The organism is Sodaliphilus pleomorphus (assembly GCF_009676955.1).
GTDB classification, from domain to species: Bacteria; Bacteroidota; Bacteroidia; order Bacteroidales; family Muribaculaceae; genus Sodaliphilus; species Sodaliphilus pleomorphus.
In genome coordinates, this window is record NZ_CP045696.1 from 1,793,313 (window position 1) to 1,811,062 (window position 17,750).

General features: G+C 58.7%; 10 protein-coding genes. All 10 read left to right on the plus strand.

Going from position 1 to position 17,750, the window contains the following annotated elements; genetic code table 11:
• Nucleotides 1-13: 13 nt before the first annotated feature.
• The gene (locus tag GF423_RS07180; RefSeq protein ID WP_154327705.1) at nt 14-2,662 is read left to right on the plus strand and encodes a transglycosylase domain-containing protein; all 2,649 of its coding nucleotides are present in this window, start codon (nt 14-16) and stop codon (nt 2,660-2,662) included.
• Nucleotides 2,663-2,838: 176 nt separating this feature from the next.
• On the plus strand, nt 2,839-3,876 hold the full coding sequence (locus GF423_RS07185) for an acyltransferase family protein (RefSeq protein ID WP_154327706.1): 1,038 nt from the start codon (nt 2,839-2,841) through the stop codon (nt 3,874-3,876).
• 90 nt (nt 3,877-3,966) lie between these two features.
• Nucleotides 3,967-5,130 (plus strand): acyltransferase family protein, encoded by a 1,164-nt coding sequence (locus GF423_RS07190; RefSeq protein ID WP_154327707.1) that lies wholly within the window; start codon nt 3,967-3,969, stop codon nt 5,128-5,130.
• Nucleotides 5,127-6,965 carry a phosphoethanolamine transferase gene (locus tag GF423_RS07195; RefSeq protein WP_154327708.1) on the plus strand — a complete coding sequence of 613 codons (1,839 nt, stop codon included), beginning with the start codon at nt 5,127-5,129 and terminating at the stop codon, nt 6,963-6,965. Before GF423_RS07190 ends, GF423_RS07195 begins: the two co-directional genes overlap by 4 nt.
• 39 nt (nt 6,966-7,004) lie before the next feature.
• Nucleotides 7,005-8,273, plus strand: a complete 1,269-nt coding sequence (locus tag GF423_RS07200; protein ID WP_154329008.1) for a peptidase U32 family protein — start codon at nt 7,005-7,007, stop codon at nt 8,271-8,273.
• 107 nt (nt 8,274-8,380) lie between these two features.
• Entirely contained in the window at nt 8,381-11,011 is a 2,631-nt protein-coding gene (mutS, locus tag GF423_RS07205; RefSeq protein ID WP_154327709.1) for a DNA mismatch repair protein MutS, read from the plus strand.
• A gap of 94 nt (nt 11,012-11,105) precedes the next feature.
• Nucleotides 11,106-12,395 (plus strand): purple acid phosphatase family protein, encoded by a 1,290-nt coding sequence (locus GF423_RS07210; RefSeq protein WP_154327710.1) that lies wholly within the window; start codon nt 11,106-11,108, stop codon nt 12,393-12,395.
• Nucleotides 12,396-12,744: 349 nt separating this feature from the next.
• Nucleotides 12,745-13,692 (plus strand): IS30 family transposase, encoded by a 948-nt coding sequence (locus GF423_RS07215; protein WP_154326857.1) that lies wholly within the window; start codon nt 12,745-12,747, stop codon nt 13,690-13,692.
• 1,282 nt (nt 13,693-14,974) lie between these two features.
• Nucleotides 14,975-15,580 carry a hypothetical protein gene (locus tag GF423_RS07220; RefSeq protein ID WP_154327711.1) on the plus strand — a complete coding sequence of 202 codons (606 nt, stop codon included), beginning with the start codon at nt 14,975-14,977 and terminating at the stop codon, nt 15,578-15,580.
• Nucleotides 15,581-16,066: 486 nt separating this feature from the next.
• Entirely contained in the window at nt 16,067-17,521 is a 1,455-nt protein-coding gene (locus GF423_RS07225; protein ID WP_154327712.1) for a hypothetical protein, read from the plus strand.
• The last annotated feature ends 229 nt before the right edge of the window (nt 17,522-17,750 follow it).

Below are 17,750 nucleotides of genomic sequence, written 5' to 3' on the forward strand. Positions count from 1 at the left end.
AATTTGCCGCATTATGGTTAGACTTAAAAACGGATTTTGGAGCCGTCTGTGGAGCAATTTGTGTCGATGGAACTACAGCTTCTGGCAATGGTACAAGAGTATCTATGTGGGTCGCCCGTGGTATGTCAAGGCCGTGTCGGGGCTGTGCACCATGGTGGTGAGCGTGATATTGCTGCTCATTGCGGTCGACATCAATTTCCTGTGGCTCTTTGGCAAGTCACCCTCGATCAACGAGATCATGCACCCCAAGACCAACAATGCCAGCTATGTGTATAGCGCCGACGGGGTCTTGCTGTGCAAGTACTACGACGAGAACCGCACCCCTGTGAAGTACAACCAGGTGAATCCCTTGTTTTTCAAGGCACTTGTAGATACCGAGGACGAGCGTTTCTACTCGCACCACGGCGTTGACTACACGGGCATGCTTGCCGCCGTGAAGGACTATGTGATACACCGCCATGCCCGTGGAGCATCGACCATCACGCAGCAGCTGGTGAAAAACATGTTCAAGGTGCGCAGCACCAACCGCGGCCTGCTGGGTCATGTGCCAGGCTTCGGGATCCTGATCAGCAAAATCAAGGAGTGGATACTGGCCACCAAGGTGGAGTTGTTCTACGACAAGCAGGACATCATCACCATGTATGCCAACACGGTCGACTTTGGCAACAACGCCTTCGGCATCAAGACGGCGGCCCGCACCTACTACAACACCACGCCCGACAGTCTCACGCTCGACCAGTGCGCCGTGCTCGTGGGCCTGCTCAAGGCCACGTCGAGCTACAACCCGCGCAGCAACCCCGAGCGCAGCCAGTGGCGCCGCAACGTGGTGCTGTGGAACATGGTGACCCACGGCGACCTCTCGCAGGCGCGCTACAACGAGATGAAAAACGAGCCCACGCAGCTGCACATCAACATTGAGACCCCCAACGATGGCCGCGCCCTCTACTTCCGCAACGCCGTGCACGACGAGATGCAGGCCTGGTGCGAGGAGAACGACGTCGACTTTTACACCGACGGGTTGAAGATCTACACCACAGTCGACAGCCGCGTGCAGGAGCATGCCGAGGAGGCCGTGATGCAGCAGATGTACCAGGTGCAGCACAACTTTGAGCGCCGTTGGGGCAGCGACCCGTGCTGGGTCGACAACAAGGGCGACTCGATACCGGGCTTCCCGCAGCAAGTGCTGCGCACCACCGACTACTACAAGCAGATGGTGAGCCGTTTCCCCCACAACCCCGACTCGGTGAACCACTACATGAACACGCCCCACAAGATGAAGCTCTTCATGTATGACCGCGACCGCCGCACGGGCCGCATCGTGGCTGGCTACCGCGAGGTGAACATGAGCCCCATCGACTCGGTGCGCCACATGTTGCACTTCATGCACTGCGGCCTGGTGGCCATTGAGCCGCGCACGGGCTTTGTGCGCGCCTGGGTGGGCGACATCGACTACACGACCTGGAAATACGACAAGGTGAAGTCGATGCGCCAGCCGGGTTCCACCTTCAAGCTCTTTGTGTACTCGGCCGCCATGGAGAGCGGCATGACACCGTGCTCGACCGAGCGCGACGACTACTTGAGCATGAACGTGTTTAACGAGCAGAAGAACCAGTGGGAGCAATACACCCCGCGCAATGCCAACGGCGACTTCTCGGGGCAGGACATGAGCCTGCGCCAGGCCTTTGTGCAGAGTATCAACGTGGTGGCCGTGCGCACGGGCACCGACGAGCGCGTGGGCATGGAAAAGGTGAGAAAGACGGCCCAGGCCATGGGCATCAAGTCGCCCCTCGTGCCCATGAAGGCTACCGAGGCCAAGCCCTCGCTGTGCCTGGGTGCCATGGACGTGAACCTGCTGGAGCTCACCAATGCCTATGGCACGGTGGCCAACTATGGCAAGGAACACGACCCGGTGCTGGTGACCAAGATCGTGCGTGTCGAGCCCGACGGCAGCGAGACGGTGCTCTACAACTACAAAGACCACCAGCAGGAGGAACAGGCCATAAGCCCGCAATCGGCCTTCTACATGCAGCAGATGCTCATGGCTGGCATCACCGATGCCGGCGGCACGAGCAACAACCTGGAGAGCTGGGTGGGCCCCTACATGAGCACGACCGACTTTGGCGGCAAGACGGGCACCAGCCAGAATCACAGCGATGCATGGTTTGTGGGCGTCACGCCCAACCTGGTGGCAGGCGTGTGGGTAGGCGGCGAGTACCGCAGCATCCACTTCACCTCCACGCAGGGCCAGGGCGGCAAGACGGCCATGCCCATCTGCGGTGCTTTCTTTGAAAAAGTGTTCCAAGACAGCCGCTTGCGTCCCAGCTACACGGGCAGGTTTGTGTCGCTCGGGCTGCCGCCCAGCAGCTACGACTGCGACCCGCAGCCTGTGGTGAGAAACGACGAGCCGGCCGATGAGCCTGCCATGCAGGAAGTGACCGACTCTCTCGGAGCTGGCGAGCCTGGCGCCGAGGGCGACCTGGGCGACATGGGTGCCCAGGGCACTCAGCAGCAGGCCCCTGCCGCTGCCGAGGAGCCTGGAGCCGAGAGCCCCGCCGGCAACAATGGCGGGCACAAGCGCCACAACAATGCTGGCGGCGGCAGCAATGCCACCCCGCCGGCCGGCCAGCCGAGCACAGGCAACGAGCCCCAACGCAAGAAGTGACGGCGACACGACCCGCGCGTCAACACCATAGCGTGCCGGCGCAACCTTTTCCTCATGTAGAGTGACGAGGTTGCGCCGGCTGCTTTTTTTTGCAGCGGCATTGTGGCCCTGGTGTGGCGACAATTGCTTAACTTTGCACTCACATAAACAATTACAGTCTCTTTTTATACACGGTCATGGCAAAGCAACGGCAGGCGTGGCTCGACTACGTGAGGTTTTTCAGCATCTTTCTGGTGATAGTGTTCCACACTCCGCCCAGGCTGCCGCTGCTCGACAATGCGGTGGTGCTCAACCTGCGTGTGCCCGTGTTTTTCTGCATCTCGGGCTTCCTCTACAGCATCGACCGCTGGAGCGGCTTCAAGCAGTATGCCCTGCATCGCTCCAAGCAGATTGTGGTGCCCTATGTCACGTTTTTTCTCATTTTCTACCCGCTGTGGCTCGTTGTGGGGAGGCGGCTGGGCGACCACCCCCAGGTGGCGGCGCTCAAGCCCCTGTGGGAGATGCTGCTGGGCGACCCCAAGGTGGTGCTGCCCACCTTTTGGTACCTGTCGTGCCTCTATGCCATGCAGCTGCTCTACTACTGGGTAGAGCGACTGGTGCCGCGGCGCTGGTTGATGGTGGCCACGGTGTTGCTCTCGGGGTGTGCCTTTGTGGCCTTTGAGCTGCAGCACAGCCGCATCGAGTATGCATGGTGGCGGTTTTGGAATGTGGGCAATGCCCTGCGTTTCATGCCCTTCTATGCCTTGGGCAACTGCTTCAAGCGTCAGCTGTCGGCGTTGAGCTTCACCAGCTGGCGCACTGTTGCCGGCTATGCGGTGCTGGCCTTGTTGTCGGTCGTGGGCATGGCAGCCGTGGCTCCCCTCGACACAAGCGACAATCCGCTCTACATGCTGTGCCGCATTCCGGCTGGCTTGATGGTGATACCTGCCTATTTCGGGGTGGCCAAGTGGCTTGCCGCCCGGTTGGGCCACAGCAAGGTCGTGGAGTTTGTGACCGTGAGCGGCACCGTGTATCTGGGACTGCAAAACTACTTTATCGATGCGGCCAAGTTGCTGCTCACTCGCGTGTGCGGCGCTGGCTATGCCGTCGATCACGCGTGGCTCAAGCTGGTGATTGCTGTGGCGGTGATGGCGGCGATCTATCCGGTGGCCTGGCTGGTCGACCGCTACACGCCCTGGCTCATAGGCAAGGGCAAGTACTTCGACAAGTATTGATGCCGGCGGCAGGCAAGTGGGCTGCCGTGCTCAAGGCCAAGATGATAAATTCAAGCTATATCCAAAAAAAATCGTAACTTTGCGCCCGCTATGAGTAATGACAACAACAGCGGCATGCTGTCGCGCATCGAGTGCCAGGCCATGAAGGGCTTGGCCATGCTGTCGATCATGCTGCACAACTTGTGCCACTTGATGCCCACCGGCCGTGGCACCAACGAGTTTTTCTACGACTCCCGCTGTGCCGGCAACCTGTGGGACTACCTGCAGCACATCGACGGCAACTGGTTTCTCGTGTTCGGCTCTTTCTTTGGGCAGTTTGGCGTGCAGGTGTTCCTGTTCTTGAGTGCCTACGGCCTTGTCAAGAAATATGAGCAGGGCCCGGGGCTGGGAGTGGGGCGTCGCGAGTTTGTGAGCGAGCACTACTGGAAGCTGTTCAGGCTCATGATCATAGGCCTTGTCGTTGCCATTTTCCTGGGCGAGCTCATGAAGCGCGACGGCGGCTGGTTCTTGAACAACTGCCTGGGCATGGAAGGTTTCAAGATGCATTTCATGAGCCGTCCCGAGTACTGGTTTCCGCAGGTGTTCATGATCACCAACTTGCTGCCTTATCCCGATGTGAATATATGGCCCGGCCCCTACTGGTTTCTGGGCATCATGGTGCAGCTCTACATTGTGTACCGCCTGTTCCTGCACACGAGTGCCGCGGCCCCGCGGTGGCGCGGGTGGCTGCCGGTGGCGGTGTTTCTCGTCGTCACCCTGCTGCCGCAATACCTGGTGCCGCACACGGGCGATGCCATCACCTACATGCGCTACAATTTCTTGATAGCCGGTGTGCCCTTTGCCGCCGGGCTGCTGGCCGGCCGCTATGTGCGCGGGCCGGTGGTGACGGGCAAGGCCGCGCTGGCAGCCGTCTTTGCGGTGTCGACGGCAGCATTTGTGGCCATGCAGTTCGACTTCACCCTGTGGCTGTGGTGCCCGCTGCCATTTGTGGCAGCGGTGGCCAGCGCCGTGCGCCTGTGCGGCGAGCGGCTCATGCGGCCCATGGTGTGGGTGGGCGCCGTGTCGTCGTGCCTGTTTATCGTGCACCCCATCGTGCGCATCTTCTTCTTCACCTGGGACTGGCTGCCGGCTTCAACCCACTATCTCTACCTGGTGCTGGCTGTGTATGCGGCTGTGTCGATACTCGCGGCCGTGGGCTACCGCAAGCTCATAGCCTACTTGCCATCGCCTAAAAAAGTGACCCAGTACCGATGAACGGGTTCAAGCGCATACTGTTGGGGCCTGTGTCGGCCATAGGGCGCCCCGTGTGGCGCGAGCTGCCGTTTTTCCTGGCGGCTTGCTACCTGCTGGCCCCTGCCTCGTGGTATGAAATCTACACGCTCATTCTCAAGGGAGTCTTTGAGCTGGGCGACTACTACACCGAGCGCGCCTTCACCTTTGTGAGCGTGGGAGTGGCTGTAGCCATCGTGCTCACGGTGGCCGTGCATGCAGTGGGCCGCCGCGGCTTCAAGGCCGCGCTCTACGTGCTGCTGCTGGCCAACTTGCTCATGGGCCGCTTCATCTACTACAATTTCAACGCCGTGTTCTCGCCCTCGCTGGCCATCATCCTGGGCGAAACCACGCCAGGCGAGAGCCGGGAGTTTCTGGGCGCCTATCTTGCCACGCCCGCCAGTGTGCATGCCTATGCCATCGTTGTGCTGGTGGCGGGCATTGCCGTCATGCTCGAGGAGCTGTGGCGGGTGCGCCGCACCAGCTCGCTGTGGGGCGGGGCGGCGGGCGGCCTCGTGGTGCTGGCCCTGCTCGTGTGCGGCGTGGTCAACATGCAGTACACCGTGGCCATGCTGCGGTGCAGCAACATGAACGAGCTCGAGAAGTGCGACTACTTCTACATAGGCAACTGGGATGTCGACGAGGCGAGCAACTATGCCTACACCCTGCACACGCTCAAGCTCACCAGCCACGAGATAGGCGAGATTGTCGACAACACCTGCCGGGCTGCCCAGCGTCGCGAGGCGGCCATGAAGGCGCCGGCCGACTCGGCACTCACCCTGGTGGTGGTGATAGGGGAGAGCTACAACAAGCACCACGCCAGCCTCTACGGCTACGACCTGCCCACCACCCCCAACATGGACCGCGAGCAACGCCTGGGCAACCTGGTGGCTTTCACCGACGTCATCGCCCCCTACAACACCACCTCGGTCACGCTCAAAAACGTGTTCTCGTGCAACAGCATGAACCAGCGACAGCAATGGTATGACTATCCCATGTTTCCGGCCTTGTTTAAGACGGCCGGCTACAAAGTGATGCTGTGGGACAACCAGATAGGCACCTTCCAGACGGCCGTGTTCTCGTTTTCGCTCAACTCGGTGTTGTTTGACCGGCGCGTCATCAAGGCTTCCTACGACGGCCTCAACAGCCGCAACTACAACTACGACGGCGACCTGGTCGACGACTATTTCAGGCACGAGGATGCCCGTGCGCCCCGCCAGCTCGTGCTGCTGCACCTCATGGGCCAGCACTTGCAGTATGCCGACCGTTATCCCCACGGCAAGGGCTACGACCGGTGGACCGCCGCCCACATCAAGCGCGAGGCCCCCTACCTGAACCAGGCCCGCAAGACGGTGATTGCCAACTATGCCAACGCCACCCTCTACAACGATGCCGTGCTCGAGCGCATTTTTGCCCACTACCGCAAGCGCAACGCTGTGGTGATGTACTTCAGCGACCACGGCGAGGAGGTGTATGACTACCGCAACTACTTCGGGCGCGACCACAACATTTCCAGGAGCGCCCAGCTGGTGCGCAACGACAACGAGATACCCCTGGTGCTGTGGTTCTCGCCCGTGTACAAGGCCCGCCACCCCGAGGTGGTGGCCAGGGCGCAGGCCGCCTGCCACCGGCCCATGGTGAACGACGACGTGAGCAACATGCTCCTTGACCTGGGCGGCATCGACACCCGCTACTACAACGCCTCGCGCAACGTGCTCGACGCGCGAGGCTTCAAGCCCGTGCGCCGCATCGTCTACGACCACTACGACTACGACAAGCTCGTGCGCGAGGCGGCTCGCTATCAAAGTACAACAAAATAAAGAGAAAGGATACAACACACGATGACAAGCAAACCAGTCATGCAGCGCAGCGACTTCGAGATCATGGCCCCGGTGGGGTCGTGGGAGAGCCTCACGGCAGCCGCCCAGGGTGGTGCCGACGCCATCTACTTCGGCATCGAGGGTCTCAACATGCGCAGCAAGTCGAGCGTGAACTTCAGCCTCGACGACCTCAACACCATAGCCGCCTGGTGCCACGAGCGGCACATGAAGAGCTATCTCACAGTCAACACCATCATCTATGACGACGACATCGACTACATGCACAAGATTGTCGACGCCGCCCGCCAGGCCGGCATCACGGCCATCATTGCCTGCGACATGGCCACCATCGTCTATGCCCGCCAGGTGGGGGTGGAGGTGCACATCTCCACCCAGGTCAACGTGAGCAACAGCGAGGCGGTGCGCTTCTACAGCCAGTGGGCCGATGTGATGGTGCTGGCCCGCGAGCTCAATCTCGACCAGGTGAAAAAGATTCATGACACCATCGAGCGCGACAATGTGCGCGGACCTCACGGCGAGCCGGTGCGCATCGAGATGTTCTGCCACGGCGCCCTGTGCATGGCCATCAGCGGCAAGTGCTACATGAGCCTGCACCAGACGGGCGCCAGCGCCAACCGCGGCGCCTGCCGCCAGATGTGCCGCCGCAGCTACATCGTGACCGACCGCGACACGGGCGAGGAACTTGCCATCGACAACAAGTATATCATGTCGCCCAAAGATCTCAAGACCATACACTTCCTTAACAAGATGGTCGATGCCGGCGTGCGCGTGTTCAAGATCGAGGGACGTGCCCGCGGTCCCGAGTATGTGCGCACGGTGGCCAGCTGCTACAACGAGGCCCTGGCCAGCATCATCGACGGTACCTACAGCGAGGCTAAGATCGAGGACTGGAACACGAGGCTGGCGCGCGTGTTCAACCGCGGCTTCTGGAACGGCTACTACCTGGGGCAGCGCCTGGGCGAGTGGTCGGCCAAGTATGGCAGCAGCGCCACCCGTGTCAAGCAGTATGCCGCCCGGGGTGTGCGCTACTTCTCCCGCCTGGGGGTGGCCGAGTTTCTCATGGAGGCCGGCGAGCTGCACGTGGGCGACAACGTGCTCATCGAGGGTCCCACAACAGGTGCCGTGCCCCTCACGCTCACCGAGATAAGGGTCGACCTCAAGCCGGTGGAGCACACGGTGAAGGGTGAGCACTTCTCGATCAAGACCGACGTGAAGGTGCGCCCCAGCGACAAGCTCTACCTGTGGCGCGACGTGGAGCGGCCCGCGGGGCAGCGTCGCATCGAGTGAGCCATGCCAGCGGCAAGGGGGGCGGCAGTCGCATTTTTGCCCGTGCGGCTGTTTTCATTTCAAGTGAAAAATTTGTAATTTTGCAAGGATAGAAATATATTTAGGATATGGCTAAAGAAGCAGCGCCCACACCCATGATGAAGCAGTATCTCGCGATGAAGCAGAAGCACCCCGATGCCCTGCTGCTTTACCGCGTGGGCGACTTCTATGAAACCTACGGGCAAGATGCCATAGTGGCCAGCGAGATACTGGGCATCACGCTCACGCGCCGCTCCAATGGCGCTGCCAAGAGCGTGGAGATGGCCGGTTTCCCGCACCACGCCCTCGACACCTACCTGCCCAAGCTGGTGCGCGCCGGCAAGCGCGTGGCTATATGCGACCAGCTCGAAGACCCCAAGCTGGCCAAGAAACTGGTGAAGCGGGGCATCACCGAGCTCGTCACCCCCGGTGTGGTGGTGGGCGGCACCATCCTCGACCGCAAGGAAAACAACTTCCTGGCAGCTGTGCACTTCGACAAGAAGAGCCTGCTGGGCGTGGCCTTTCTCGACATCTCGACGGGCGAGTTTATCACCTCGCAGGGCACGCCCGACTATGTCGACAAGCTGCTGGTCAACTTTGCGCCCAAGGAGGTGCTCATCGAGCGCAGCAACCGCCAGCGCTTTGCCGACACCTTCAGCAACAGCAAGTACCTCACCTTTGAGCTCGACGACTGGATCTTTACCGAGGAGGCTGCGCGCGACCGCCTGCTCAAGCACTTCGAGACCCGTAACCTGAAGGGCTTCGGGGTCGACGACATGCCAGCGGCCGTCATCGCCTCGGGAGCCGTGCTGCACTATCTCGACCTCACGCAGCACACCCACATCAAGCACATCACCACCCTGTCGCGCATCGAGGCCGAGCGCTACGTGCGCCTCGACAAGTTCACCGTGCGCAACCTCGAGCTGGTGGCACCCATGGCCGAGGACGGCATGAGCCTGCTCAGCGTCATCGACAAGACCCTCTCGCCCATGGGAGCCCGCATGATGCACCGCTGGGTGCTCTTCCCGCTCAAGGACGTGAAAGCCATCAACCGCCGCCTCGACGTGGTGGACTATTTCTTCAAGCACCCCGATGCCCGCGACCTGGTCAAGGAGCAGCTCGAGCTGGTGGGCGACATCGAGCGCCTCGTCTCCAAGGTGGCCGTGGGGCGCATCACCCCGCGCGAGCTGGTGCAGCTCAAGTGCGCCCTGCAGGCCATCGAGCCCGTGAAGCGCATGTGCAGCGCCAGCGACGAGCCTGTGCTGGCCTCGATAGGCGAGCAGCTCAACCCCTGCCGCGGCGTGAGCGAGCGCATCGAGAAGGAAATCAACCCCGACGCTCCTGCCCAGGTGAGCCGCGGCAACGTCATCAACCGCGGTGTCGACCCCCAGCTCGACGAGCTGCGCGACATCTCCTACTCGAGCAAGGACTACCTCATGCGCCTGCAGCAGCAGGAGAGCGAGCGCACGGGCATACCCAGTCTCAAGATTGCCTACAACAACGTCTTTGGCTACTACATCGAGGTGCGCAACACCCACCGCGACAAGGTGCCCCCCGAGTGGGTGCGCAAGCAGACGCTGGTCAACGCCGAGCGCTACATCACCCAGGAGCTCAAGGAATACGAAGAAAAAATACTGGGTGCCGAGGAGAAAATAGCCCTGATCGAGGCCCGCCTCTTCGGCGAGCTCGTGGCCGCCGTGACCGACTACATCCCCGCCATTCAGACCGACTCGGCCCTCATCGCCCAGCTCGACTGCCTGTGTGCCTTCACGCGCGTGGCCATCGACAACAAGTACAACCGCCCCGTGGTCGACGACAGTCTCGACATCGATATCACTGCCGGCCGCCACCCGGTCATCGAGAGGCGCCTGCCGCCTGGCGAGGCCTATGTGCCCAACAGCCTGCACCTGAGCAACGACGACCAGCAGGTGATGATCATCACCGGCCCCAACATGGCCGGCAAGAGCGCCTTGCTGCGACAGACGGCCCTCATCGCCCTCATGGCGCAAATAGGCTGCTATGTGCCCGCCGAGAGTGCCCGCATAGGCATCGTCGACAAGATCTTCACCCGCGTGGGGGCCAGCGACAATATCTCGCTGGGCGAGTCGACCTTCATGGTCGAGATGACCGAGGCAGCCTCGATACTCAACAACCTGAGCCAGCGCTCGCTGGTGCTCTTCGACGAGCTGGGCCGCGGCACCAGCACCTACGACGGCATCTCGATAGCCTGGGCCATTGTGGAGTACATTCACGAGAACCCGTGCCACGCCAAGACCCTCTTTGCCACCCACTACCACGAGCTCAACGAGATGGCCAAGTCGTTTCGCCGCATCAAGAACTACAACGTGGCCGTGAAGGAAATCGACGGCAAGGTCGTGTTTGTGCGCAAGCTCGTCAAGGGCGGCAGCGCCCACAGCTTCGGCATCCATGTGGCCAAGATTGCCGGCATGCCGCCCAGCATTGTCAAGCGGGCCGGCGAGGTGCTCAAGCAGCTCGAGGCCAACAACCAGGTCGGCAAGACGCTCACCCGCGACCTCGACGATGTGGCCACATCGCGCAGCGGCTACCAACTGTCGTTTTTCCAGCTCGACGACCCTGTGCTGAGCCAGGTGCGCGACGAGATACTGGGACTCGACATCAACAACCTCACCCCCATGGAGGCGCTCAACAAGCTCAACGACATCAAGGCCATCATCACTGGCAAGTCGCAGGGCGACTGAGGCAGCGCGCGTCAGGTCCACTGCCAGGATGCCGGCGTCTCATCTACAGCATTGATTCACTTCTTTACCAACCATTTATCTACAAGAAACAACAATGAAACGATTCTACCTCATTGCACTGTGCCTCGCGGCAGCCTTGTCGCTCGCGGCGCAGCAAGTGTACAGCGTGGTCACCTGCCCGGCTCAGAACACCGCCACGGCCATGCAGGTGAGCTGGGGCGCCGACTCGGCCCTGGCCAGCACGTGGGTCGAGTACACCCTTGCCACCGATGCCTCCTGGGCCCGTGCCAAGCGCGTGGCCCCGCAGCAGCACCAGTGGTGCACAACCTACGATGGCATCTACAGCGCGCAGCCTGGCCAGAAGGAGATGTGGGAGCATCACCGCTTTTGGAAAAACGGCGCCCGCCTCACCGGCCTCAAGCGCGACACCCCCTACAAGTACCGCATCGTGGCCCACGATGGCACGCCCATGAGCCAGGTGCACCACTTCAAGACCTCGGGCGCGCGGCACTGGAGCGCCTGCATCATCAGCGACTTCCACACCTGGACCCCGCTGCCTGGCCGCCTGGCCGCCGCGATGGCCATGGTCGACACCGTGAGGGCAGTCGACCCCTCGGTCGACTGGGTGCTCAGCCTGGGCGACGTGGTGGCTTGGGGCGCCAGCTACAGCTACTGGCAGCGCATGTATGCCGAGCCCAACTTTGCCCGCTACATGTGGGCCGGCCTTGAGGGCAACCACGACCACATGTCGCGTCGTGGCCAGGGCGTGGCGGGCGCTGGCGGGCTGAGCGACGCCTACTTTCGCGACGCCCACTACCTGCCGCCCAACGGCTATGCCGGGCAGGAGGGCGTGTGCTACTACTTCCACTACGGCGACGCGCTCTTTGTCATGCTCAACAACGAGGCCATGCACGACGAGGCTGGCCGCGAGCAGGCCAAGGCCTGGCTCAAGCGCGTGGCCAAGCGCGAGAAACACAAGTATCTGGTGGTGTGCATGCACTACGAGTGGTTTGACGGCCCCACGGGCAAACCCTTCATGTACGACTGGTTTCACGACACCTTCGACGCCTGTGGCGTCGACCTGGCGCTTGCAGGCAACAGCCACATCTACAACCGCAGCCATGCCATCTACCAGGGCCGGGTGACCGACGGCACCCGTCGTGGCACGGTCTACATCCAGAGCACGTCGAGCGACAACGGGCGCGGCCGCGATGCCGGCACGCTCACCCACAGCCTCGACTTCATAGCCCGGCACTGGAGCGAGGGCACGCACACCGTGAGCGCCATGCTGCTCGACGTCGACCCCCGGCGCATGACGGTGACCCTCTACGACCGCACCGGCCGCCTCATCGACCAGGCCACAATCCCGGCCAAGCGCAAGTGAACCATGCCGCCACCGCCTGCCGCGGTGGCGGCACAACAGCGGCTGGTGGTGGAGCGCTTGAGCGCGGAACGCGTCCCTAACGTTAGGTGGCGGTTATTGCAGGGTGAATGGTCTGCTGCTCCTGTTCGGGAGCTTGCCGGGTCGTGCGGCATTGCGTGGCCGGCGCGTGCTAATTCCAATTAGAAGTGCAAAACTCTGCGGTGCATTAAAACATGAAAAACACCGCGGAGGTTTGCCTTGCGGCTGGGGGCGCGAAGCCCCCAAAGAGCATTGGCGGATAACTTAAGCAATACAAAAAAAGAGGAGATCTTTCGTTCCCCTCCCTAAGATTAATTAATTTTGTATTGTGATGTATAAACAATTAACCTCGGAGCAAAGATACACAATAAGTGTGCTACTCCAAACGAAATTCTCACTTAGTTTCATAGCCGAGACTATTGGTGTGTCAGTAAGCACGGTTTCTCGTGAGCGAAGGCGTAATTCTAATGCTAAAGGCGTTTATGACGCACGTACGGCCGTATTGAAAGTCAAACGACGCAAGGCCAGGACACCTGGCAATCGCCGTATCGCTCCCTATGTACGCAGCCGTGTTTTTGAACTTATCCGTAAGGAGCAGTGGTCGCCGGAGGAAGTCGCCGGATGGCTTGGCAAGAAAGAGGGCATCACGGTGTCCAAGTCAACCATATACAACTGGATAGCGGCCCTTTCCCCACATTACGGGGACAACATCCGAAAGCACCTCAGGCATGGAGGCAGACCAAGGCAAAAGTCCTTGCTTACCACCAAGGCGCATATTCCCAACCGCCTCTCCATTGACGAAAGACCGGAAACGGACTATGGACAGACCATAGGAGACTGGGAGATGGACACCATCGTAGGAAAGGAAGGCAAAGGTGCCATCGTTACTCTGGTTGAGAGGAGGAGCTGCTTTATGCTCATGGAGAAACTCGATACGGGAAAGCAGGCCGTTCCACTGGCATATGCCGTGGTGAGACTCATACGGGAGAGCGGGTTGCCTGTAAGGTCGATAACGACAGACAACGGGCCGGAGTTTGCCGCACACGAAATCATTGCGAGGGAACTTAACACGAAAGTTTACTTCGCACATCCGTACTGCTCGTGGGAGAAGGGAGCTATCGAGAACATGAACGGGCTCATCAGGCAATATATTCCGAAGAAGACGGACTTTAGGGGAATTTCAAGGCTATATGTCAAGAGCATCATCGAAAAATTAAACAACAGGCCAAGAAAGAAAAACGGATTTCGAAAGCCCAAAGACATGATTAAAGAAAAATAGCGTAACTTTGCACTTGCTTCTGGAATCCGCCCGCGTGGATGTATGTATAAATAATACTAAAAGTTTACAAATATTAACATTTAAAACCTACCAATTTCAGAACAAAGTGTTAACTTTGCACGCTTTTTCAAGGGGAGCAAGTAACCCCATCGTTGCTACTTGATTTTGAAAGAGATTGTTGCCATGCCGTGTTGCATGCAGTGCCGTGAGGCGACACCCGTCAACACAGTGGCAAAGAGCGATTTGTTTGATTGTTTGCTTCGCGGTTTTACAATTGAATAAAATGGTGCGGCACCGGGCATCTCTGGGAAGGATGCGCGGGCGCGACGGGCGCGCAGTGCGCAGGTCTTGAAACTAAAAATACAACTTTAAAAAAATATTTTTGATTATGAAAAAGATTTTACTCTTTGCGGCTGTTGCCGCAATGATCGCTGTCGCCGCCCAGGCGCACAAATCGAAGTATGTGGGCACCGGCCACGGATCGGAGGATGTGACCTGGACCGACCAGCAAGACAACTACGAGATGCTGCCGCAGTCTCAATACACCGAGAGCGACACAGGCCTTGTCAACAATAAGAAACAGGATTTTTTGATTCGCTATAATAAAGTTCCTGAAATGTCCTGGAGTACAATGCTGAGAGTAAGAAGGATGCAGATGGATTGCTTTGTAACCCCCGAGGACTTCAATGGTAGCATTGTTGATAGCCTTGGGAAACCACAAAGTCGTTTTTCAAGCATTCCACGCAATGCCGAGATTAAAAGGATAAATTTGTATACCCAATATCGTGAAAGTTTTTCTACAAGGCTGAACTTCAATGTGATTGCAGTTATGCAGGAGGTGCAAGCAGATTCTTTTTCAGTGGCCGACCTAAAGAAATCAATTAATGAAGTGGATCGTGAAATCATTGCCAGCAAAAATTATACATTGAGTACGGGCGAAGCCGAAGATAATTATTTTGATTCACTCACAGACGACAACATGTACTATGTTAAAGGCAACCCTGACACTTATAAAATGCATTGTTACTTTCCTTATTCTTTTCTGTTTACTGGGAAAAAGAATGTGCGGCTTATATTGGAGTGGTCAGATGTGGTTGATGATAACGAAACACTTGGTCTTCTGATACAAGGAGGTAAGGGTGTCTATTCTTATGCCAACAAGCCTGCAAAAGTTGCCAATGCTACAATTCTTCGTACTGAAAATGACTATCATAGCGATCCTCACACCATTGTTCCTGGTCAGACTTCGTTCGACTTTGATGAGCCCCTTATTAATGCGCAGGTGAAGACTATACCATATTACACGTTGCCCGACATCGACGTAGAGTTTTTCACCAACGACATCAAGGGCAAGGTCACGCTGCTCGACGAGGGCAAGACGGTGACCACCGACGACGCCCCTGTGATCTCGTTGCAGCCCAACGGCCGTCCGCTGGTGCGCCTGCTCGACTGCACCACAGGCAGCTATGTGATGCCCGACGGCGCCACCGCGCTCAACAGCGAGCACTCGGCCGAGGTGAATGCCGACGGCAGCTTTTCGTATACTGCCTTGAACCCCGAGCACACCTATCAGCTCAGCGCCTCGAGCAGCAGCTACGGCTACTACGAGATCGACCAGCTCAACTTTGTGGAGGGTGAGAACGGCGTGAAGAGCGATGCCGACTTCGACCAGGCCTATGAGGGCAAGAAAAACGACATCGTGGCCAACGTCACCCTCACCAAGGGCACTGTCACCGGTGTGGCCGACGTTGCGGCCAGCAAGCAGGTGGCCGGCATCGACTACTACAACATGCAGGGCCAGCGCAGCAACAGCGCCCACGAGGGCGTGAACGTGGTGGTGACCCGCTACACCGACGGCACCACCCGTGTGGCCAAGGTGGTGAAGTAAAGGCACAATACATCGCATTTTTTTTAGAGTAAGTGCGTCCCAGCCAGGGTTTCATAGCGTGGCAGGGGCGCATTGCTTTTTGTGTGCATCCGTCTTTACCGTGGTTTGAGAGGTGGTTTCAATTGTTGCGACGGTGATGCAGTGCAATTCCCGCGTGGCAGGTTGATTACGGTGGGTTGCGCCTGTGTGTTTTGGTAGTTTTTGACTGGGATGAGGAAGAATGACAGCTTTTTAACTTTTTGGGGTTTGTAAATTTGAGAATTATTGTATAATTTTGGCTGTTGTTTCCAAGGACGATAGTATGTGAGGTTTAGTATTCTATGATTTTGATTTGTTTGTATCCACGAGTACATTCATGTGAGGCCTTGCGATGCAATGTGGCATCGCAGTCATTTAGAGTGCATTGCAGCAATGCTGCGCCGCACAGCTATCGAGAGAGTGGAAACCAATGAAGAGGAATTGAATAACATAAAATACATTCAGAAGATGAAAAAGACTACTTTACTTTTAGCAGTTTTGTCGGCTGGCATGACACTGGGTGTCAATGGCCAGACGGTGAAGTATGTGGGCGACGGTCACTATCAGCAGGAGGTCAACTGGACCCCGACCCAGGAGACCAACGAGTTTCGCACGCAGCATACGGCCTACCAGGACATCATTACCTACATGGAGTCGACTGGCAGCAGCGGCAGGTATGTATCGCTGCCCAACTGGGTGGTCGACTGCATTGCGACTCCTGCCGAGTTCAAGGGCTTGATCACCCGCAACGGCGTGCCTGGCACTGCCGTCGAGTCGCTGCCGCCCTATGCCCAGGTGTCGCAAGTGTTTCTCACGGGCAGCCTGGCTCACCAGGACAAGACCCTCACGGGCCGCACCTTCAACTGCATCATCTTTGTGCAAGACTTTGCGGGCACGACCTATACCGATGCCGAGCTGAAAGCTCCCTATCAAACCGCGCTCAACGCTCTGTGGGCCAGCAAGAATGTGGTGGTGAGCAACTACACGGAGTCTAACGGCAAGCGTGTGGGCGATGCCTGCGGCTTCAACGACATGAGTGTGCAGGACTTTTTGCAGAGCAACTTCTCCAACATGCCCTACACCTATGAGGGCAAAGGCAACATCCTGGTGTCGGTCAACCTGCAGAGTGTCGAGCGCCTGGGCTTCCAGTATGGCACCATCCCCTCGCTTGTGAAAAATGCCACGATATTCCGCGGCAGTGGCACGTATGGCGAGCCCGACGGCAATGGCGGCAACAAGACCACCGATTTGACGCCCACCATCATCAGCGATACCGAATACTACAACGTGCCCGAGGAGTTGCAGGGCAGGAACATAGGTTTCCCCATCCTGTCTAACACGTTGCCGGCCTTCGGCCTGAAGTATTTCACCAACGACATCAGGGGCAAGGTCACGCTCCAGGACCACGGCGTCAAGACCGACAAGGACGATGCTGCCGACGAGTTGCAGCCCAACTGCCGCCCGCTGGTGCGCCTGCTCGACCGCTCGACCGAGACCTATCTGGTGCCCGACGGCGCTACCGCGCTCAACAGCAAAAACTCGGCCGAGGTGAATGCCGACGGCAGCTTCTCGTTCACAGGCCTGAACCCAGAGCACACCTATCAGCTCAGCGTGTCGAGCAGCAGCTACGGCTACCTCGAGTATACCACGCTCAACTTTGTGAAGGGCGAGACCGCAGTCAAGAGTGCCGATGCTGCCTACGACCAGCACTACGAGGGCAAGAAAAACGACATCGAGGTTGAGATCTTCCTCAACAAGGGCACTGCCACCGCCGTGGCCGACGTTGCGGCCAGCAAGCAGGTGGCCGGCGTCGACTACTACAACATGCAGGGCCAGCGCAGCACCAGCGCCCACGAGGGCGTGAACGTGGTGGTGACCCGCTACACCGACGGCACCAAGACCACTGCCAAGGTGGTGAAGTGAGATAGCCACAGAGAAAAAAAGGGGGATGAGTAAATCGCCTTTGAAATGTGCGCCCCTGCCAGGTTTCAAGCCATGGCAGGGGCGTACTTCATGCCGGGGGGCGGCGGCGGTGCCGATGTTCCCGGTTTTTTCCCCGCGAAATGCAGGCAATAAAACGTGAAAAGGTTGTCGAGGGCAGCTCATTGGCCTGCAACGTAGATGGGCTGTGATATTGTCAGTCGCTATGATG

Excerpts from the sequence above, each read along its gene's own strand:
- GF423_RS07180 (WP_154327705.1), top strand. The coding sequence starts at position 14 with ATGGTTAGACTTAAAAACGGATTTTGGAGCCGTCTGTGGAGCAATTTG.
- GF423_RS07185 (WP_154327706.1), top strand. The coding sequence starts at position 2,839 with ATGGCAAAGCAACGGCAGGCGTGGCTCGACTACGTGAGGTTTTTCAGC.
- GF423_RS07190 (WP_154327707.1), top strand. The coding sequence starts at position 3,967 with ATGAGTAATGACAACAACAGCGGCATGCTGTCGCGCATCGAGTGCCAG.
- GF423_RS07195 (WP_154327708.1), top strand. The coding sequence starts at position 5,127 with ATGAACGGGTTCAAGCGCATACTGTTGGGGCCTGTGTCGGCCATAGGG.
- GF423_RS07200 (WP_154329008.1), top strand. The coding sequence starts at position 7,005 with ATGCAGCGCAGCGACTTCGAGATCATGGCCCCGGTGGGGTCGTGGGAG.
- mutS (WP_154327709.1), top strand. The coding sequence starts at position 8,381 with ATGGCTAAAGAAGCAGCGCCCACACCCATGATGAAGCAGTATCTCGCG.
- GF423_RS07210 (WP_154327710.1), top strand. The coding sequence starts at position 11,106 with ATGAAACGATTCTACCTCATTGCACTGTGCCTCGCGGCAGCCTTGTCG.
- GF423_RS07215 (WP_154326857.1), top strand. The coding sequence starts at position 12,745 with ATGTATAAACAATTAACCTCGGAGCAAAGATACACAATAAGTGTGCTA.
- GF423_RS07225 (WP_154327712.1), top strand. The coding sequence starts at position 16,067 with ATGAAAAAGACTACTTTACTTTTAGCAGTTTTGTCGGCTGGCATGACA.